General features: G+C 36.4%; 18 protein-coding genes and 1 pseudogene. 14 read left to right on the top strand and 5 right to left on the bottom strand.

The annotated features are described in order from the left end of the window. Positions 1-77 precede the first annotated feature (77 nt). From EEJ45_RS09910 to EEJ45_RS09935, 6 genes are all read left to right on the top strand, one after another. Positions 78-1220 carry a GAF domain-containing sensor histidine kinase gene (locus EEJ45_RS09910; RefSeq protein WP_124564646.1) on the top strand — a complete coding sequence of 381 codons (1143 nt, stop codon included), beginning with the start codon at positions 78-80 and terminating at the stop codon, positions 1218-1220. Continuing rightward, positions 1217-1834: a response regulator gene (locus EEJ45_RS09915; RefSeq protein ID WP_164464245.1), complete on the top strand. Its 618-nt coding sequence runs from the start codon at positions 1217-1219 to the stop codon at positions 1832-1834. The genes EEJ45_RS09910 and EEJ45_RS09915 overlap by 4 nt, the downstream gene beginning before the upstream one ends. A 26-nt stretch (positions 1835-1860) precedes the next feature. After that, positions 1861-2415 carry a YdcF family protein gene (locus tag EEJ45_RS09920; protein ID WP_245999871.1) on the top strand — a complete coding sequence of 185 codons (555 nt, stop codon included), beginning with the start codon at positions 1861-1863 and terminating at the stop codon, positions 2413-2415. Positions 2416-2762: 347 nt separating this feature from the next. Then, positions 2763-3026: a LemA domain protein gene (locus EEJ45_RS09925; RefSeq protein ID WP_124564648.1), complete on the top strand. Its 264-nt coding sequence runs from the start codon at positions 2763-2765 to the stop codon at positions 3024-3026. Between the two features lie 226 nt (positions 3027-3252). After that, positions 3253-5031, top strand: a complete 1779-nt coding sequence (locus tag EEJ45_RS09930; RefSeq protein WP_124564649.1) for an AAA family ATPase — start codon at positions 3253-3255, stop codon at positions 5029-5031. Beyond that, complete coding sequence (locus tag EEJ45_RS09935) at positions 5021-6850, top strand: hypothetical protein (RefSeq protein ID WP_124564650.1); 1830 nt, start codon at positions 5021-5023, stop codon at positions 6848-6850. Before EEJ45_RS09930 ends, EEJ45_RS09935 begins: the two co-directional genes overlap by 11 nt. Before the next feature lie 153 nt (positions 6851-7003). On the opposite strand, the pseudogene EEJ45_RS09940 reads toward EEJ45_RS09935, so the two are convergent. The 3 genes and pseudogenes from EEJ45_RS09940 to EEJ45_RS09950 all read right to left on the bottom strand — a co-directional run. Further along, a pseudogene (locus EEJ45_RS09940) lies at positions 7004-7165 on the bottom strand (zinc ribbon domain-containing protein); the annotation flags it as partial. A 213-nt stretch (positions 7166-7378) separates the two neighbouring features. Beyond that, positions 7379-7912, bottom strand: coding sequence for a chromosome segregation protein (locus EEJ45_RS09945; RefSeq protein ID WP_124564651.1), 534 nt, complete (start codon positions 7910-7912; stop codon positions 7379-7381). A gap of 146 nt (positions 7913-8058) precedes the next feature. Continuing rightward, the gene (locus EEJ45_RS09950) at positions 8059-8451 is read right to left on the bottom strand and encodes a YueI family protein (protein ID WP_124564652.1); all 393 of its coding nucleotides are present in this window, start codon (positions 8449-8451) and stop codon (positions 8059-8061) included. A 188-nt stretch (positions 8452-8639) separates the two neighbouring features. Between EEJ45_RS09950 and EEJ45_RS09955 the strand changes: the two genes are divergently transcribed. Then, positions 8640-9794, top strand: a complete 1155-nt coding sequence (locus tag EEJ45_RS09955) for a histidine kinase N-terminal domain-containing protein (RefSeq protein ID WP_124564653.1) — start codon at positions 8640-8642, stop codon at positions 9792-9794. Positions 9795-9807: 13 nt separating this feature from the next. On the opposite strand, the gene EEJ45_RS09960 is transcribed toward EEJ45_RS09955, so the two are convergent. After that, positions 9808-10380 (bottom strand): DUF4397 domain-containing protein, encoded by a 573-nt coding sequence (locus EEJ45_RS09960; RefSeq protein ID WP_124564654.1) that lies wholly within the window; start codon positions 10378-10380, stop codon positions 9808-9810. Between the two features lie 245 nt (positions 10381-10625). On the opposite strand from EEJ45_RS09960, the gene EEJ45_RS09965 reads away from it, so the two are divergent. From EEJ45_RS09965 to EEJ45_RS09990, 6 genes are all read left to right on the top strand, one after another. Further along, positions 10626-10742, top strand: coding sequence for a YjcZ family sporulation protein (locus tag EEJ45_RS09965; RefSeq protein ID WP_124564655.1), 117 nt, complete (start codon positions 10626-10628; stop codon positions 10740-10742). A 260-nt stretch (positions 10743-11002) separates the two neighbouring features. After that, positions 11003-12466: an NAD(P)/FAD-dependent oxidoreductase gene (locus tag EEJ45_RS09970; protein ID WP_124564656.1), complete on the top strand. Its 1464-nt coding sequence runs from the start codon at positions 11003-11005 to the stop codon at positions 12464-12466. Positions 12467-12784: 318 nt separating this feature from the next. Continuing rightward, positions 12785-14194, top strand: coding sequence for a lysine 2,3-aminomutase (gene kamA / locus EEJ45_RS09975; protein WP_124564657.1), 1410 nt, complete (start codon positions 12785-12787; stop codon positions 14192-14194). A gap of 2 nt (positions 14195-14196) precedes the next feature. Next, positions 14197-14481 carry a YokU family protein gene (locus EEJ45_RS09980; RefSeq protein WP_124564658.1) on the top strand — a complete coding sequence of 95 codons (285 nt, stop codon included), beginning with the start codon at positions 14197-14199 and terminating at the stop codon, positions 14479-14481. A gap of 163 nt (positions 14482-14644) precedes the next feature. Next, a complete protein-coding gene (locus EEJ45_RS09985) occupies positions 14645-14860 on the top strand; it encodes a YozE family protein (RefSeq protein ID WP_124564659.1) in 216 nt (71 codons plus the stop codon). 164 nt (positions 14861-15024) lie between these two features. Beyond that, the gene (locus tag EEJ45_RS09990; protein ID WP_124564660.1) at positions 15025-15687 is read left to right on the top strand and encodes a hypothetical protein; all 663 of its coding nucleotides are present in this window, start codon (positions 15025-15027) and stop codon (positions 15685-15687) included. 19 nt (positions 15688-15706) lie between these two features. Here EEJ45_RS09990 and EEJ45_RS09995 read toward each other — a convergent pair whose 3' ends face one another. Continuing rightward, a complete protein-coding gene (locus EEJ45_RS09995) occupies positions 15707-15883 on the bottom strand; it encodes a DUF3930 family protein (RefSeq protein WP_245999872.1) in 177 nt (58 codons plus the stop codon). A 155-nt stretch (positions 15884-16038) separates the two neighbouring features. Here EEJ45_RS09995 and EEJ45_RS10000 point away from each other — a divergent pair, with 155 nt between their 5' ends. Beyond that, positions 16039-16212, top strand: a complete 174-nt coding sequence (locus tag EEJ45_RS10000; RefSeq protein WP_124564661.1) for a YozD family protein — start codon at positions 16039-16041, stop codon at positions 16210-16212. Positions 16213-16568: the final 356 nt, after the last annotated feature.

The raw sequence follows: 16568 nt of genomic DNA on the forward strand, positions 1-16568 counted from the left end.
GTATAGTTTAGAAAGAGAAGAAAGGGAAAAACGTCGTTTTCTCTTGTTTCTCATGAAACGTTAATAAATACTACCTCATGCGACATATAACAAAGGAGAGAACTATGGACATACATCGACTACAAGCACTTAAAGAGATAGCCGAACATTTAAATGAAGCAACTGAAATGAATGAGATGCTAGAGAATGTATTGCACCGTCTTCTTGAAGTAATGAAGTTAGAAACCGGTTGGATTTTATTTGTAAATGAGACCGGCAAACATGAATTAATTGCCGATGTAAACTTACCGGCCGCATTACAACATGAACAAAAAAGGCTGATGTGTACAGGAGCATGTTGGTGTACAGAGCGTTTTGTTTCAGGTCGTCTGCAAAAGGCTACAAACATTATTGAATGTAAACGAATTGAAGAAGCATTGGACTTAGAATGGAACGGAACAGGTGGAATTACACATCATGCAAGTGTCCCACTACGTGCTGGTGAAGAGAGGTTAGGTGTTCTGAACGTAGCTGCAGCTGGAAAGCAAACATTTACAAATGAGGAATTAGCATTGCTTGAAGCAATAGCGTTGCAAATCGGAACAACGATTAAGCGTATGAAACTTGTTGAACAAGAGCGCAAGTATGATATTATTTCTGAACGAAATCGCTTGGCACGTGATTTGCATGACTCTGTTAAACAGTTATTGTTTACAATTTCCTTAACAGCTAAAGGGATGCAAAATCGAACTAAGGATACAGAATTTGGAGAAATGCTTGCTCATATCAGTGAACTTTCAACAGCTGCCCTGCAAGAAATGCATACTTTGATATGGCAATTGCGTCCTGAAGGGCTAGAAGAGGGAATTGCTACGGCATTGACGCGCTATGGTGAAATATTAGGACTGGAAGTTGATTGTCGTGTTTCTTTCGTACTGACGTTGCCAAGTGAAATTGAAGAGGCACTTTGGCGTATTGGACAAGAAGCATTAAATAATTGTAAAAAGTATGCAAAGTGTAACAAAGTAATAATTCTCCTTTCCTTACATCGTTCTAAAGGAGAAATCAAAATGGTGATACAAGATGATGGAGTTGGATTTGAAAGTACTCGTACAGAGAAGGATGGCTTTGGGCTAAAGAGCATGAAAGAAAGAGCGGAATTAATGAAGGGAACATTTCAAATTCAAGACAACAATGGTACCACAATCACTGTCACCATTCCATGGGAGGACATAGCATGAGAGTATTAATTGTAGATGACCATCCAATTGTTCGAAAAGGATTAGTATTCTTTTTAGAAAGCCAACCAGGGATTTCTTTTATCCACCAAGCAAACAACGGAAAAGAAGCATATGAGATGGTTCAAAAAGAGAGACCTGATGTTATACTTATGGATTTAGCAATGCCTGTTATGGATGGGATTGAAGCAACAAAGAAAATAAAGGAATGGGATTATACCATAAAAATTCTAATATTGACCAGCTTTTCTGAACAGGAATATGTACGTCCTGCCTTGCAAGCGGGAGCAGATGGCTATCAGTTAAAAGATGTAGAACCAACACAATTAGTTGCTGCCATTCAAGCAGTATACGAAGGTACAATATCATTGCATCAAAAAGTATCGCCAGTGATTTGGCAGCATACTGCTCAGCAGGACGTAGTAAAGCTCACACGTAGAGAAAAGGAAGTGCTTCGCGAGTTGGCATGTGGGAAAAGCAATAAAGAAATTGGTGCTGTATTACATATTACAGAGCAAACTGTAAAAACACATGTTTCAAACATTCTTATGAAACTTAATTTAGAAGATCGAACACAAGCAGCGTTGTATGTAGTAAAAAATAATATTTCATTATAGCACAAGCCATTGCATAAGGAGAGACGATGAAGCGTTTATTACAAATATGTATCATAATGATTTTGATATACTTTATCATAGCAACATCTTTAATGGTATCTGCAGCGAAGCAAAAGCCAAAACAAAATGCAGAATATATATTAATATTGGGAGCAAGAGTCTACGATGATCGTCTATCGCTTGCTTTAAAAGCGAGAATGGACAAGGCGCTTACATATTTATATAGGAACACAAACACTAAAGTCATTGTTTCAGGAGGACAAGGGCATAATGAAACAATAGCGGAAGGTGTGGCGATGGAACGTTATTTACTTGAGAAAGGCGTGTCACAAGAACGGATCTTAGTAGAAGATCGTGCTACAAGTACGTATGAGAATATTAAGTATACAATGGATAAATTTTCAGTAAATAAGGTTGTACTTGTATCAAATGATTTTCATATGTATCGTGCCAAGTTGATAGCTAAGCGCCTTGGTATGGAGACTGAAAGCCTCGCAGCACCTACACCGTGGAAAGCGAAACCTAAGTCGTATGTGCGCGAATACATTGCAATTTTAAAAACATGGTTATTTGATCAGTAGCTCAAATAACGTTCTATATTACACCTCCGCACGCGGAGGTGTAATATGTATGCAGCGTTATAGATATCTAGTGGTGTTGCACAATTTTTATTTATTATTATTTTATTGCTTGTATCGATTGTATACGGTATAGGAATTTTGGTATATATCATAGCTTGTAAACAGCAAAATCAATATATTTACCAAATGGGAACGATTGATTATGTTAAGTATCTTATTGTGTGCCGGTATCTGTGTTTTCATGTTAATAGCAGGGAAAATCAGTATGTAACAGGAATTTCGTATATGTGAGGCGAATACTATTTTACATAGGTACAAGAACAGATACATAAGGGGGCGTGTAAACAATGAATGAAAAAGAGCAATTACAACGCATTCAAGAGCTGGCCCGAGAGATTATAGAGACATTGTTGCAAGAATCACTGTTTAATCGCAGTTCTTACTTAAGAGATTCGGTAGAGCATTTAGCCAATACGGTTGATGCATTAACAAAAATTCAATTAGATCAAGATGCGAATGTACAGGATACATTACGATATACAATTACTAAAATGCGAATTGCACGAAATGCTATGCAGCATGAAAAAGAAACCAAAAAGAACCTAGCCTGAGGCCGGGACATAACGGCATCATGTAACTCTAAAGCCGAAAGAATAGAGAATAACGAACACTCATAAAGGAAAAATCCGAACTCAATCGAATTCTGTGTAGAGAATTCCGACTAATAGTTCGGATTTTTCTTTGGCTAAAAACCTTTTGTCGCAGCCTCTTTTTATTTCTATCGAGTTTGTCTTCTTCATATAATGATAAAAGCTTAACAGAGGGGGAGAGAGACAAATGAAATTACGGCAAGCTCTTGACTCGCATACTATCAAGCGACTACAGCGCATGATTTTTGTCGGTACGTATGAGCATAAAAACGAAAATTATTTTCTGACAAGATGCTTATCACCCGTTCCGAATGTGATGACAAGCGTAGCTGAAGAAAAAGAGCCTGTGTTTAAGGGGTTATATACGTATAAAGGAAATCAAAAGTTGTTAAATGAGCAAGGTAGAGAAGTACTTTTATTTTTTAGATTAAAGTACACACATCGTACTTTTTATGCAGAAACAGTTCGAATAGAACCTTATACAACAGATGAACCATATCAAATGATTCCGATTCCTCAGCTCCAAAAAGGGCAAGAACGGGAAGTCTTTGAACGTAAGTTAACAAACGGTTACATCTCGTTTTTACTAGGACGGTATCCCAGCGATTTACCTACTCCTAAATTGCTTTTACATGGAGGACGTTTATATGGAAATCTAAGTATAAACGCTACGTTTAGTCCATTTTTATATGTAGAAAAGAAAAGACAAGTAAAGTATGTAGAAATAGATGATATTTACGATTGGAAAGGTATTTTGGTTGAAGAGCAATTATGTTTTGTCACACAAAGTACCTATGATCATCTCATAAAAAAAATAGAAGAACATGGAAGTGAACTGATAGTCAACAGTGTAGAAGAAAAAGTGCGTACCCCTGTTACTCCAGAGAAGGAACGCATGTTTTTACGAACGTTTAAACAAATTGCTTACAATAGAAGATTATTTTTTGAAGAAACTGATTTTTACAATATTCATGTATGTATAAAAAGTTCCCCTATTACAATTATGGGCGGTATGTCAGGTATAGGTAAATCACAATTAGTTGGAGCATATGCGTCCGCCTTAGGGTTGCGCTATGGTGCGGAGCTTTTATGGGTTCCTTGTTCACCAGCATTTCAAGACCCTCAAGATATACTAGGCTATTTGCATCCAGATGGTATGTATGTAGCGAGTGAAACAGGAGTAGTACGAACACTTCTTGCAGCTGCTAAAAACCCTGGGCAACTATATATGATTGTATTTGATGAAATGAATATGTCACATATTGAACATTGGTTCACATCGTTTTTATCTTTGCTTGAGCTAGAAGCTTCACAGCGTATACTCACTCTATATGAGCCTGATGGTATAGAACGGGACATTCCACCTACAATTGCCTTAGGTTCCAATCTTATTTTTGTTGGTACAGTTAATTTTGATGAAACCGCAAAAGATTTATCTGACCGCTTGTTGGACAGAGTCAACATCATACAACTCGAAAAACTATCATTTCGGGAATCTCTTCATATGAAGAGTGCGAAAAAGCCAGCAGAAATTCATGTTTCCACATCTGATTTTCGTGAGAAATGGACACACACTAGGGATGTATTATCTGTTTTTACAGAAGCAGAACTTGAATTATTAGATGCCTTACACGATGCTTTACATGCCAATGATCCAACAAAGGGAATCTCGTTTCGCTGTGTAGCAGGCATATCATTCTATTTGTACAATATTCCAAAGGATGAAAATCAATTAACGCTCATTACAAGAGAAGAAGCTTTTGATTTGCAAATCAAGCAGCGTGTATTAACGAAAATACGAGGTATTGATACTGCAATTGGTCATTTACTCGACATAAAAAAAGATAGCGCGCTACAACATATCCTGCGATCTCCATTGGCACAACAAGTGTCTAATTTCGAGCACAGTATTGCCTATATGAATAAAAAGGCTAAAGAGCTGGAGCTGTATGGATATGTTAAATGAACCATATACAGAAGTAATGGATGGGGAGAATTTGCCTTTTTTGGTTCAACTGATTATTGGATCGACGGACAAAGGAGAAAAGGTGTCATTGTCACGTTTATGTTCCTCACCTAGCCAGATTCATATGTGCGTATACGATGTACCAGAGTTAAAGCCATTACGCTTGCAACTTTTCGGAAGTGTCGCAGTGACTTTTTTATGGAACAAAATCTACGAAGGAAAAAAAGAACGAGAGAATCGCCATATATTAACGAAAAAACAACCTATCATACTGCTTTATGAACATGGTAAAACGGATTACGTATATCCATGGCGATGCGGAATATATCACTTTGAAGTCATCTACAATCAAAACGTATATTACGGTGCCTTTCGTATTTGCCCTAAAAATTTTTATGATGAGCAATTAACTTTAATTCAAAACAAAGTTAAATCCATAATGGGTAGTTTGATTGCAGATCGCGGTTACTATAAAAAAACATTTTCTGTGTTTCAAGACCTAGAGGAGCATTCCCAATTAAAGACAATTCGCTGGCTTTCTCAACGGGTGGCACAAATCACACGGATGTATAAGAAGATCGAGAGAGACGTAGGGTATAAATATATATTGCATCAGGAAAGGTGTTATCGAAAACCCATCAGCGCGACTGTACGAAAAAATGCGCTATATGCAGCTAAAGGGAAGGATAAATACTGGAATAGACGTCTGATAGAGGCAAAACAGAGAACGGATTTACAATATGTAAAAGTGCAATCTGTGGCGTTTTTAGGCTTATTAGAAGAACTGAATGAATTCCTTGCTAATAATATTCAGAAATTACAAGTCATTGAACAAAGTGGCAAACAAGAAAAACATGCTGTTCAAAATATTGTACAAAACATTGAGAAAAATGGATCTGTAACAGAGCGTGATAAACAAAAGTATAAGAATATACAACTGTTAAAAGAGACAGACTTACGGAAAGTATCTGTCAAATTGCAGGAGTATAAAGTGTTATACAGTCTCATAAACAGACTTATGTGTGACATGCGAGGAAGGTTGCACGCAAGTTTTTGGAATGAAATAAAGATAAGTGATGCCAAACCGCCTATGGCTCCTGCATATCGAGAGTTTTGTCATTTTATGCGTAAGCTTTGGAAAACAAGAGAAGAAGTATATGATGAACCTATATATTTATTTGTTTATAAACCGACGTTTTTAATTTATGAGTATTATGTCTTTTTTGCTGTTGTTACTACCTTAGAGGATATGGGGTTTATAGCAATGCCATCTGTGTCTGAACAAATAAAATCTTATTTTTACTTAGACGGTTTACAGGATGGAACCGCAGTTGTAACAGAGAAAGAAGACATTCGCCTCCGCATCGTTTTTAATGAATTGATTGAGACACATCACCTGATTGCGCTCAGCAAAGGGAGTAACTTTTATAATGGGGAAGACACAAAAAAACCGGATGTACGAATTGATTATTTTCGCAAGCAGAATGAGGTTTGGATGTATCAGTCATCTATCATTATTGAGGTTAAATATAGCCCTATGTATAATATCTTTCAACCAATAGGGAATACGAAAGCCACAGAACAGATGTATAAGTATTGGTCCATTAAATATGTTGAACAGCAAGATGGACGAAATGTATTTCATAGAAGAGCAATTCATGAAGTGATTTGTGTATATCCAGGTAGCCAAATGCACGCAAAAAAAATTGAGGCTGGGTGCGGTATCTTTTTGCAGTTTTATCCGTATATCAAAAAAGAGGTAGAACATCTTATGGGACAAAAAGAATTAACGCGCATTATTACGGAATGGGTGCAGTAAGTCTTGAAATTTCATGTAATGTATAAAAATAAAAAACTTGGTGAACTCCCCCACTTAACACCCTTACGTGTCGTTTGAAGTGGGGGCTTCTTGGAAACCAGATACTTTTACTAGCTATCTATATTTACGAAGCTATAAGGACAGTCCCTGTCCCTACGAAAGATACCAATTACATGGTTTTAGCAAGCTGATGCTTGCGTTTACATCCCTGTCGTGATGGCTGTTACAAGAAGGGCAATTCCACTCACGAAGGTTTAGGTTTTTCACATCTTTGTTTTTATAGCCACAATTAGAACATAGCTGAGAACTTGCATAATTCTATAATAAGGTGGTAATTCAGTTTGAATACTGAATGATTATTTATATCTAGTTTCACTTTTTTCACTTCTATATTTCATTATACGACTGAACAGAGAGAGGTATAAATAAAAAGCCTTTAGGCTATCGCCTAACCGAAATTCATCCCCTCCTTATTCTTGGTTTTACCCTTCACAAAATTGAAGAAGGGGAATTTTTTCGGCAAGCATGTTAAAGTCCAAAAATGCTCAAAATCATACGACGTCGCTTTTTTTTCGCTGTAATTTCTCGAACGGGAGCAAGTGGTTTTGTCACCTCTAATTTTTGTAAGTGAACCTGCAACAATTGAATTTGTAATCGAAGTTCTTCAATTTCATTGCGATGCTGCAAAAGTTGATAAGCTACCACTTCATCAGCCTTGGTGTCTAGTTTTTCTTCCATACGATCTAAGCGTAAGGCAAGTTCTGCGTTGGATATCTTTTCTTTTAGGGAGCGTTCATCTTGCATGACAGGCATTATTGTAGTTGGTTCCATAAGAACTTGAGCAGGTTTAAATGTAGCTTCATGGGCAACTGTAGCGGCTACTTCAGTATTGGCAACTTCTTTTGTATAATAATCTATAATTCGATTTACATCTGCTTCGTTGAATATATAATGACCAAATTTATTTTTTTCAACGTCCATCTGTAGTTGACTGACAATCCGCATTATAACTTTTGGACTAACACCTAATTTTCGAGCGATCATGGGAGTTTTATATTCCATTTTAATCCCTCCTATATTCTGATTAGAATACGATTTCTCGTTGAGAATATAATTACCTGCAAGTGTGACAAAAGAAGTGAGGAATCGTCAAAGAAAGTGAAAATTCCTGAGACTCTCTCAGGAATTTGTCAAATTGCTACATAAATTTATTGAAGAGTGGTGGGTATTTCTGCATGGAAAATTTCATCGCGTATGTAAATATCCGTTGTATCGACTGCTTGGTCATGTGTAAGGACGAGACCAAATGGAGAATTTCCTTTTTCATTCTGAACAATTGTAAATGAAATGTTTTTTTCGTTTGCAAATTTAATATACGGTGATAAATAAGAGTATGCAACATCGCCGTTCAGCAGCATTTTTACGTTTTTCTGCAAAGCCATGTTAATTTCATAAGGTGTTTGTCTTATAACTTGTCCTTTTGTCAATGCAAGTTCAACTCTTTCTCGCAAAGTCCCTAAAAACAAGCGACGCTCTTCAGGGTGTTGCTCTTTCGCACCATATATCCCTTCTTGTAAGTAATCATCTAGTTTTTTGTTCATAACAGTCCTCCTTCTCTATATAATTTATGTCAAAATGTCGGTGCACATCCAAATTAAAAATTTTTGTCTAAAAAGCAGGAAATATAGATGTCGTCTTCGAAAGATGTAAAAGAATAATTTACAATAAATTGTGGGCGAATGTATCTTCTTGTGCTACGATACAACATATAGATACCCGGCAAGATTTAGTGGAGGAACGGGAGGTTTTTAACATTATTAGCCAAATTGAACAGCAATTTTGTACATATTTGATAGAGAATAGTAAAAGATTTGTGGCGACATGGCAAAGTAAAATCATTGTCTCAAAACATGATCCATTTCAAAAAGAGATTATAGAAAATGGAGAGAAACTATTTCAGTTTATTATTTCACTGTTAAAAGGTGAAACGGTTATTGAAGATATTCAACCAATTTGTCATAAGATTGCATCGGAACGTGCGCAAGCAGATGTAAACATTGGTGAGTTTGTATATAATGTAAATGTTGGGAGAAACGAGTTGTTTGAGGCCATGTATGGACTAGATGTTAAAGCAAGTGAGCTCAAACCACTTATCACAAAGGTTCATCACTGTTTTGATGCGATGATTTATCATACAGTACTCAAGTATTCTGAAATCATCACAAAAACGTTAGAAGAAAAACAGCAATTTATTGATGAAACACATAAAGAGCGACTTACTATTTTAGGACAAATGTCAGCGAGCTTTGTTCATGAATTTCGCAATCCCTTGACCTCAATCATGGGATTTGTAAAGTTGCTTCGAGCAGATAATCCAATGTTACCGTATCTTGATATTATTTCTCATGAACTTGATCAGCTAAACTTTCGCATTTCGCAATTTTTACTCGTATCCCGAAAAGAAATGTGGAATGAAAAAGAGATGTTTAGCTTAAATGAGCTATTTCATGAGATTATTCATTTTCTATACCCTAGTTTAGTAAACTCAAATGTATCCATTGAAAAAAATATGTTTTATCCAATAGATTTATATGGATATAGAAGCGAAGTGCGCCAAGTGCTTTTAAACATTTTATTAAATTCTATTGATGCTTTAGAGGCACACGTGAAAAATCGTCAAATTATAATTGATACATTTGAAGATGAGCAAGATATTCACATCATTATTAAAAATAACGGCCCTATGATACCAGTTGATAAAATCGAAACCATATTTGAACCGTTTGTGACGACAAAAAAACTGGGAACAGGTATTGGCTTGTTTGTTTGTAAGCAAATTGTCGAAAAGCATGATGGTCATATTTCATGTGAATCTTCACCTGAATGGACACGATTCTGCATGACATTTCAAAAGCAAGCAAATCCTAGCGTAACAAGCTCATAATGATAACGCAACTTTAATTCGTTACATATAAAAGTTCCAATTTAGATAAGAAATCAACTATATAAAAAGTGTAAACTCGGTTTGCTTCAATGTGCAAACGTGGTGATGTTAACAACACTTTTTCACTGTCTAATGCACGAACTTCAAAATCTGCGATACCTGGACTTACTTGTAAGTATGCAGTCAATTCTGTAAATGCCACATTTGAAAATAACGGCTCACCGGTCTTAAGAAATAAATCAACGGGGGGAGCATCAGAAGAAAGATGTCCTAAACGAATTTTAGCTTGACCAAATGGTAAAAAAGTATCTTCTGTATACTGAAGAATGCGCGGGGTACTTTTTCCTGTAATAATAAGTAAATAACTCATGCCATTGTGTATAGGAACGATAGCAGAAAGGGCTGTTTTTACACCTTCCATTACATCAAATCGATATTGCCCTGGCGGTAAGGAAATGAACTCGCTACATTGTTTAAAGGCAATTTTTTGCATTACAGGCTGGTAATTTACGTTTATATCATAAATAGGGGATTTGGGAAATGCGTGTAAAATGCGTACTTTTGCAGGAGTAGCAGAACGATACATAAAAATATATCACATCCTTTGCTTTGATATAATTCCGTTGTATGTATATGCGGAAAGAGCTGGAATTATTAACGAATAAAAACTATGATTAGGGTATACGGTAAGAAGATGATAGGTGTATATGAAAAAAATCCCTCAATTTATTGAGGGATTTTTTCATGATATGGGCAAATGCACAAACGCATGTATAGCTGTACGACATACCTTGTAGATGTAAGAACTTTTGTATGTAAGGAGTGAAAACTATGTGGGGTTATGGAGGTTATGGAGCCGGTTGTGGTTACGGCGGCGGCTATGGCTTTGCTTTATTGATTGTATTATTTATTTTATTAGTAATTATCGGAGCAGCATGGTATCACTGAGGTAATTTGAAAGGGCGCTGTTTCTTTTTAAACCGATCACACTACAGTGATCGGTATTTTTCGTTTTTTATAGATTATAGAGTGATTAAAAACTATAAAGAACGAGATTTTATAAAATTAATACGAACATTTTTTGTTTTTTTATTTTTATAATTCGTTAATTTATTGACTTTTAAATACAAGTATGGTAATTTTAAAAAAGACTTTTTTGAAAGAACTACATGAAAGTATGAAAGATAAGTGAACTGGGGGATACGTAAATGAAACGAGATTATGATGTGATTGTTGTAGGAGCAGGTCCTGCCGGGATTTTCACTTGTTATGAACTTACATTGAAAATACCACAAGCTAACATACTGTTAATTGATAAAGGACATGATATTTATCGCAGAAATTGTCCTATTTTACAAAAGAAGATTACGAAATGTCCGCCAGCAGCAGGTAAAAAAGAATTTGCAGGCTGTTTACCGGCTTGTTCTATTACAAATGGGTTTGGAGGAGCAGGTGCATACTCGGACGGAAAATTTAATATTACGAGCGAGTTTGGCGGATGGATGACAGATTATCTATCACCTTCAACTGTTATGGAGCTTATTCGCTATGTGGATGAAATTAATTTAGCACACGGGGCTACAACGTCTATTACCGACCCATTAACGGAAGAAGTACGTGATATTGAACGGAGAGGATATGCTGCTGGCCTAAAGCTGCTACGCGCTCAAGTTCGTCATTTAGGAACAGAGCAAAACCTAGAGATTTTGCAAAGTATATTTGAATACTTAAAGACGAAAATTGATATGCAATTCAAAACGGAAGTAGAAGAGCTTATTACGGAAAAGATTGAGAATACACTTGCGGTTCGTGGGATATTATTGAAAGATGGCACAGAAATTTCGGCACAAAAGGTAGTGATTGTACCGGGACGTGACGGATCTGCTTGGTTAACGAAAGTGATGAAAAAGCGCCGTTTAAAAATGAGTACGAATCAAGTGGATATTGGTGTTCGTGTTGAAACATCAAACGTGGTTATGGAAGAAATCAATAAGCATTTGTATGAGGGGAAATTTGTGTTTAATACATCTGTTGGAACAAGGGTACGTACATTTTGCAGCAATCCTTCCGGACACGTTGTAGTGGAAAATCACTCTGGCATTATGACGGCAAACGGACATGCGTATAAAGATCCAACATTAGGAAGTGAGAATACGAACTTTGCTTTGCTTGTATCACATCAATTCTCAGAGCCATTTGATCAACCGAATGAATATGCACATGAGGTGTCAAGATTGGCAAACCGCATTTCCATGGGCGGTGTGATTGTACAAAAGTACGGTGATATCTTAAAAGGAAGACGTTCAACTGAAAAACGAATTCGAGAAGGATTCCTTGAGCCAACGTTAAAAGAGGCAGTACCAGGGGATCTAGGGCTTGTTTTGCCATATAACACAATGAAAAGTTTGATTGAGATGACAGAAGCTCTAGATAAAGTGACGCCTGGTATCGCATCAGAGCATACTTTATTTTATGGTGTAGAAGCAAAATTTTATTCAGCGCGTCCGAAGCTAAATGAGTATTTTGAATCAGAAATCGGCGGCCTGTATTTAGGCGGTGACGGTGCAGGGGTTACACGTGGGTTGGCGCAAGCAAGTGCGTGCGGTGTATGGATTGCGCGTGATATTGTAAAGAAAATAGAAACACCAATTAGAGAAGCTGCTGTTTTGTAGTATAGTGGAAAGAAAACGAGATGGTGTGCATACTATGTACAGACAAACAAAGAACTCATGATAAATGAGTAGGGTACTTATGGAAGATGTTTATACAGTTCGTACGCGAGTGAAGCAAGCTGCCAAAGCATGGGCACGAAACGAAAGAAGTGAAAAAGAACTGCTGAAAAGTCAGCAGTTCTTTTTATGTTGTCTCTGTTTCACCGACTGTTGCGCTCGTTCATATAAAAGAAGTAGGCAGATGTTTAGAGAATTGCGAAAGAGCAAGTGGCATAACTTTTGCTTATGTATAGATGAAAGTCAAAGGAGGAGAATGGTATGCATTATGATTTATATAAGCCGAACAGGCGTTGGAAAGATATTGAGTTATGGAAAGATGTAACAGAAGCACAATGGAACGATTGGATTTGGCAACTTACCAACACAATTAAAACAGTAGAAGATTTAAAGAAAGTGATACACCTTACACCAGATGAAGAAGAAGGTGTTAAAATTTCTACGAAAACCATTCCTCTAAATATAACACCTTATTATGCCTGGCTCATGAATCCAGATGACCCTCGCTGTCCGGTTCGCATGCAATCTGTACCTGTTTCAAAGGAACTGTACAAAACAAAATATGATCAAGAAGATCCGCTTCATGAGGATGAAGATTCGCCAACGCCGGGTTTAACACATCGATATCCAGATCGTGTATTGTTTTTAGTTACAAACCAATGCTCTATGTATTGTCGCTATTGTACACGCCGGCGTTTCAGTGGGCAAATTGGTATGGGTGTACCCAAAAAACAGCTTGATGATGCCATATCTTATATTGCTCGTACACCTGAAGTACGAGATGTACTGATTTCAGGAGGAGACGGATTGTTAATTAATGATAATATTTTAGAATATATTTTAAAACATTTACGTGCTATTCCTCATGTGGAAATTATTCGAATTGGCACAAGAGCACCAGTCGTGTTTCCGCAGCGTATTACTGAGAATTTGTGCACTATTTTAAGAAGATATCATCCAATCTGGCTTAACACACATTTCAACACTTCCATTGAAATTACTGAAGAATCAAAAAAGGCTTGTGAAATGTTAGCAGACGCAGGTGTTCCGTTGGGGAACCAAGCTGTTATTTTAGCGGGCATTAACGATAGCGTGCCAATTATGAAGAAATTGATGCATGATTTAGTAAAAATTCGTGTCCGACCTTACTATATTTATCAATGTGATTTGTCTGAAGGAATCAGCCATTTTCGAGCACCAGTTTCAAAAGGCTTAGAAATCATTGAGGGGTTGCGCGGTCACACATCGGGTTATGCAAATCCACAATTTGTTGTCGATGCACCGGGTGGCGGTGGGAAAATTACCCTACAGCCCAATTATCTGCTTTCTCAAAGTCCGGATAAAGTAGTACTTCGTAATTTTGAAGGCGTAATTACCACATATCCTGAGCCTGAAAACTATATAGCAGGTCGTGCAGAAGACTATTTTAGTACAGTTTATCCGAGTTATTCTACTAAGAAATCGAATATTGGTGTGTCCGGCTTGATGAACGATATTAAACAAAACATGGTGCCGGAAGAACTACAGCGCATTAATCGTCGTAAGCAATATGAAAGCAATCCTGAGCACGTTTCTTTGAAAAACAAACGTGAAAAACGTGATGAGCTGAAGGAAAAGAAGTTTCAATCTCAATTGAAGAAGTTACATGAAGGTGTTGATAAGGAGGTTTAAACATGTTAATGTGTGAATGGTGTGGTTCAACACATGTAAAAGCGAGTAGCAATACAGTGTTTTGGGAATTACCAGATGGTACAAAAACGATTGGCATTATCGATACGCCGTGTATATGCTGTGGTGAGTGCGGCATGGAGTATCAAACAACGGAGATTGTGAAAAATATTGAAGACCAGTTGTTTCTAATCAATACAAAGCAGTTGGAAAAGTTGTTAACATATGAAGAACTTATTGCAAAACCGCGGTTATTAAAGCGGAATTATTTTGACTTTACACAAGGCTAAAAGTGAGACGCTGTCTTGTCCGGCGTTCTTTTATTGTGGTTTTAAATTTCACGCACCATAATAAAAAAATAAATATGTTGCAAAATATATAACATCTCCTTATATTGTAGGGATAAGTAATAACTACAAAAAAGTTAACGCTATAAAAAGGGGATATAGAAGTATGACAAAGTCTTTTTATCACTACATGATGAAATATCGGGATACATTTCAACGCGACGATTTAAGTGATTTGGCACAAATCATATATGAAGACCATAGCTTTCCGAAGCAATCTAATGATTATGAAGAAATCAGCTCTTACTTGGAGTTAAGTGGAATACTTCCTAATATGTCTGTATTTGACAGCGCCTGGGAATATTATCTGCAAGCTGTATAGGTAAAAAATACGCAACCAAAAAAGACCTTTATATAAAGGTCTTTTTTGGTTGCAAATTCTTTTTACAACAGGCGCGTCTCTAATAAGCGTTTTCTTTTCTACGGCATATACTGATATCGTCAAAGTGCCATTTTTCAATCACGACTTACAAAGGAGGGAACAACATGACCAGAAAAAAACAACCGAAATATAATGTTGGTGATATAGTCGTGATTACGCTATACGGAACAGTTGGAAAGATTACAAACACAAAAATTCTAGATGGTGTTTATGTATATGAAGTAAATAATCACGATGGTCTTTATGTAGAAAATACATTGCAATTAATTACAGATTACGAGGGACGTAATGTGGAAAAAGAATGGATTGAACTTAACTACAAGTTTACCTTTGGAGATCTTGTACAGGTAACCGGCTATGAAAAAGATGTGTTTCGTGTTGTCGGCTATCGTACTGAGGTATGGAGATATAAAAATGACGCTTGGGAAGATACTATTTATGAATTATCACGTATTACTGATGGTGAATGGTTAGAAGCGGATGAATCTGATTTAACCTTACTTGCAAATGCACAAACTGCAAACTCAATTTTGAAAAAGTTAAAAAACGATAAAACAGGGATAAATAAACTGGATTTAGAAAAGTTAAAGTCTATGAATGATTCAAAACGAAGTGGTGCAAAGACAAACCGCCAAGAAATTATTGATGGACTACTTGATATTTATAATGATTATCGAGAATTGTACGAAACATTTAAAGATGAAGAGTACATGATAGTAATGAATTTAGTGATGCATTACTTAACAAAGTTATCAGAAAAGAAGTAGTAACGGATTGCATGAAATCTTACAAATAAATTAAGATGAGCTCTAGTAATAAATACACAGTGTAAGGTATGCCCACGATTGTTAAGAATAAAAGTAAGATAGAAATCAGCTTGTCCATTATAGTGTCGAACTGCTCGCTTTCGAAACTAGTCAAAAGCGGCTTTTCTTCTGTCTGCATATATTTTACGTTTTTCATATATAAATCCCCCTTGATACAACTTGTACTATATACATATGAATATGCAATGTAGCATAGACCTGCGTATAGAAAAAAAGATAAGAAAAATGTATAGGATAAGTGTTCATAATTTTTGCTTTTTCTCATAAAACAGAAATAAAGGGGTGATGAATGTGAAAGAAATCGAAGTGGTCATTGATACAGAAGAGATTGCGGAGTTTTTTTACAAGCAGCTAGTCCAGCGCGGGTATGTGCCTGCACTTGAAGAAATGGAAGAGTTAGCGGACATCACATTCGACTATCTCTTAGAAAAATGCATGATCGATGAGATTTTTGAAGAGGAATGATAGAAGAGTGACGGCGAGGCAACTCGTCGTCTTTACTTACTTGGCAAGTTATTAGTCTATATCTCATTATCGTAGAGCATGGAAACAATTAATATACCGTGTAATTAGTTATAAAAATGTAACATTATGTTATTTAAATTCTTGGTATAATAAAACTGAATCTTTCAAAAAGAGGTGAAAGAAGTGTTAAAAAAAATCTTAAAAGCATTACTAGGTCATAGTCATAAACGTTATTCCAGCAGTGATTATCATCGTCGCCCTAGCTATAAACGTTATTCCAGCAGCGATCGTCATGTACATCGCCATCATGGTCATGGATATTATAAGAAAAAGCATAAAAGTAGCTTCTTATCCAG

Origin of the sequence: Ectobacillus antri, assembly GCF_003852715.1 — a bacterium.
Lineage (GTDB): Bacteria > Bacillota > Bacilli > Bacillales > Bacillaceae_G > Ectobacillus > Ectobacillus antri.

Coding starts and splice junctions, on each gene's coding strand:
- EEJ45_RS09935 (WP_124564650.1), top strand. CDS start 5,021: ATGTTAAATGAACCATATACAGAAGTAATGGATGGGGAGAATTTGCCT.
- EEJ45_RS09920 (WP_245999871.1), top strand. CDS start 1,861: ATGAAGCGTTTATTACAAATATGTATCATAATGATTTTGATATACTTT.
- kamA (WP_124564657.1), top strand. CDS start 12,785: ATGCATTATGATTTATATAAGCCGAACAGGCGTTGGAAAGATATTGAG.
- EEJ45_RS09985 (WP_124564659.1), top strand. CDS start 14,645: ATGACAAAGTCTTTTTATCACTACATGATGAAATATCGGGATACATTT.
- EEJ45_RS09910 (WP_124564646.1), top strand. CDS start 78: ATGCGACATATAACAAAGGAGAGAACTATGGACATACATCGACTACAA.
- EEJ45_RS09960 (WP_124564654.1), bottom strand. CDS start 10,380: ATGTATCGTTCTGCTACTCCTGCAAAAGTACGCATTTTACACGCATTT.
- EEJ45_RS09980 (WP_124564658.1), top strand. CDS start 14,197: ATGTTAATGTGTGAATGGTGTGGTTCAACACATGTAAAAGCGAGTAGC.
- EEJ45_RS09925 (WP_124564648.1), top strand. CDS start 2,763: ATGAATGAAAAAGAGCAATTACAACGCATTCAAGAGCTGGCCCGAGAG.
- EEJ45_RS09915 (WP_164464245.1), top strand. CDS start 1,217: ATGAGAGTATTAATTGTAGATGACCATCCAATTGTTCGAAAAGGATTA.
- EEJ45_RS09970 (WP_124564656.1), top strand. CDS start 11,003: ATGAAACGAGATTATGATGTGATTGTTGTAGGAGCAGGTCCTGCCGGG.
- EEJ45_RS09945 (WP_124564651.1), bottom strand. CDS start 7,912: ATGGAATATAAAACTCCCATGATCGCTCGAAAATTAGGTGTTAGTCCA.
- EEJ45_RS09995 (WP_245999872.1), bottom strand. CDS start 15,883: ATGAAAAACGTAAAATATATGCAGACAGAAGAAAAGCCGCTTTTGACT.
- EEJ45_RS09930 (WP_124564649.1), top strand. CDS start 3,253: ATGAAATTACGGCAAGCTCTTGACTCGCATACTATCAAGCGACTACAG.
- EEJ45_RS09990 (WP_124564660.1), top strand. CDS start 15,025: ATGACCAGAAAAAAACAACCGAAATATAATGTTGGTGATATAGTCGTG.
- EEJ45_RS09965 (WP_124564655.1), top strand. CDS start 10,626: ATGTGGGGTTATGGAGGTTATGGAGCCGGTTGTGGTTACGGCGGCGGC.
- EEJ45_RS09950 (WP_124564652.1), bottom strand. CDS start 8,451: ATGAACAAAAAACTAGATGATTACTTACAAGAAGGGATATATGGTGCG.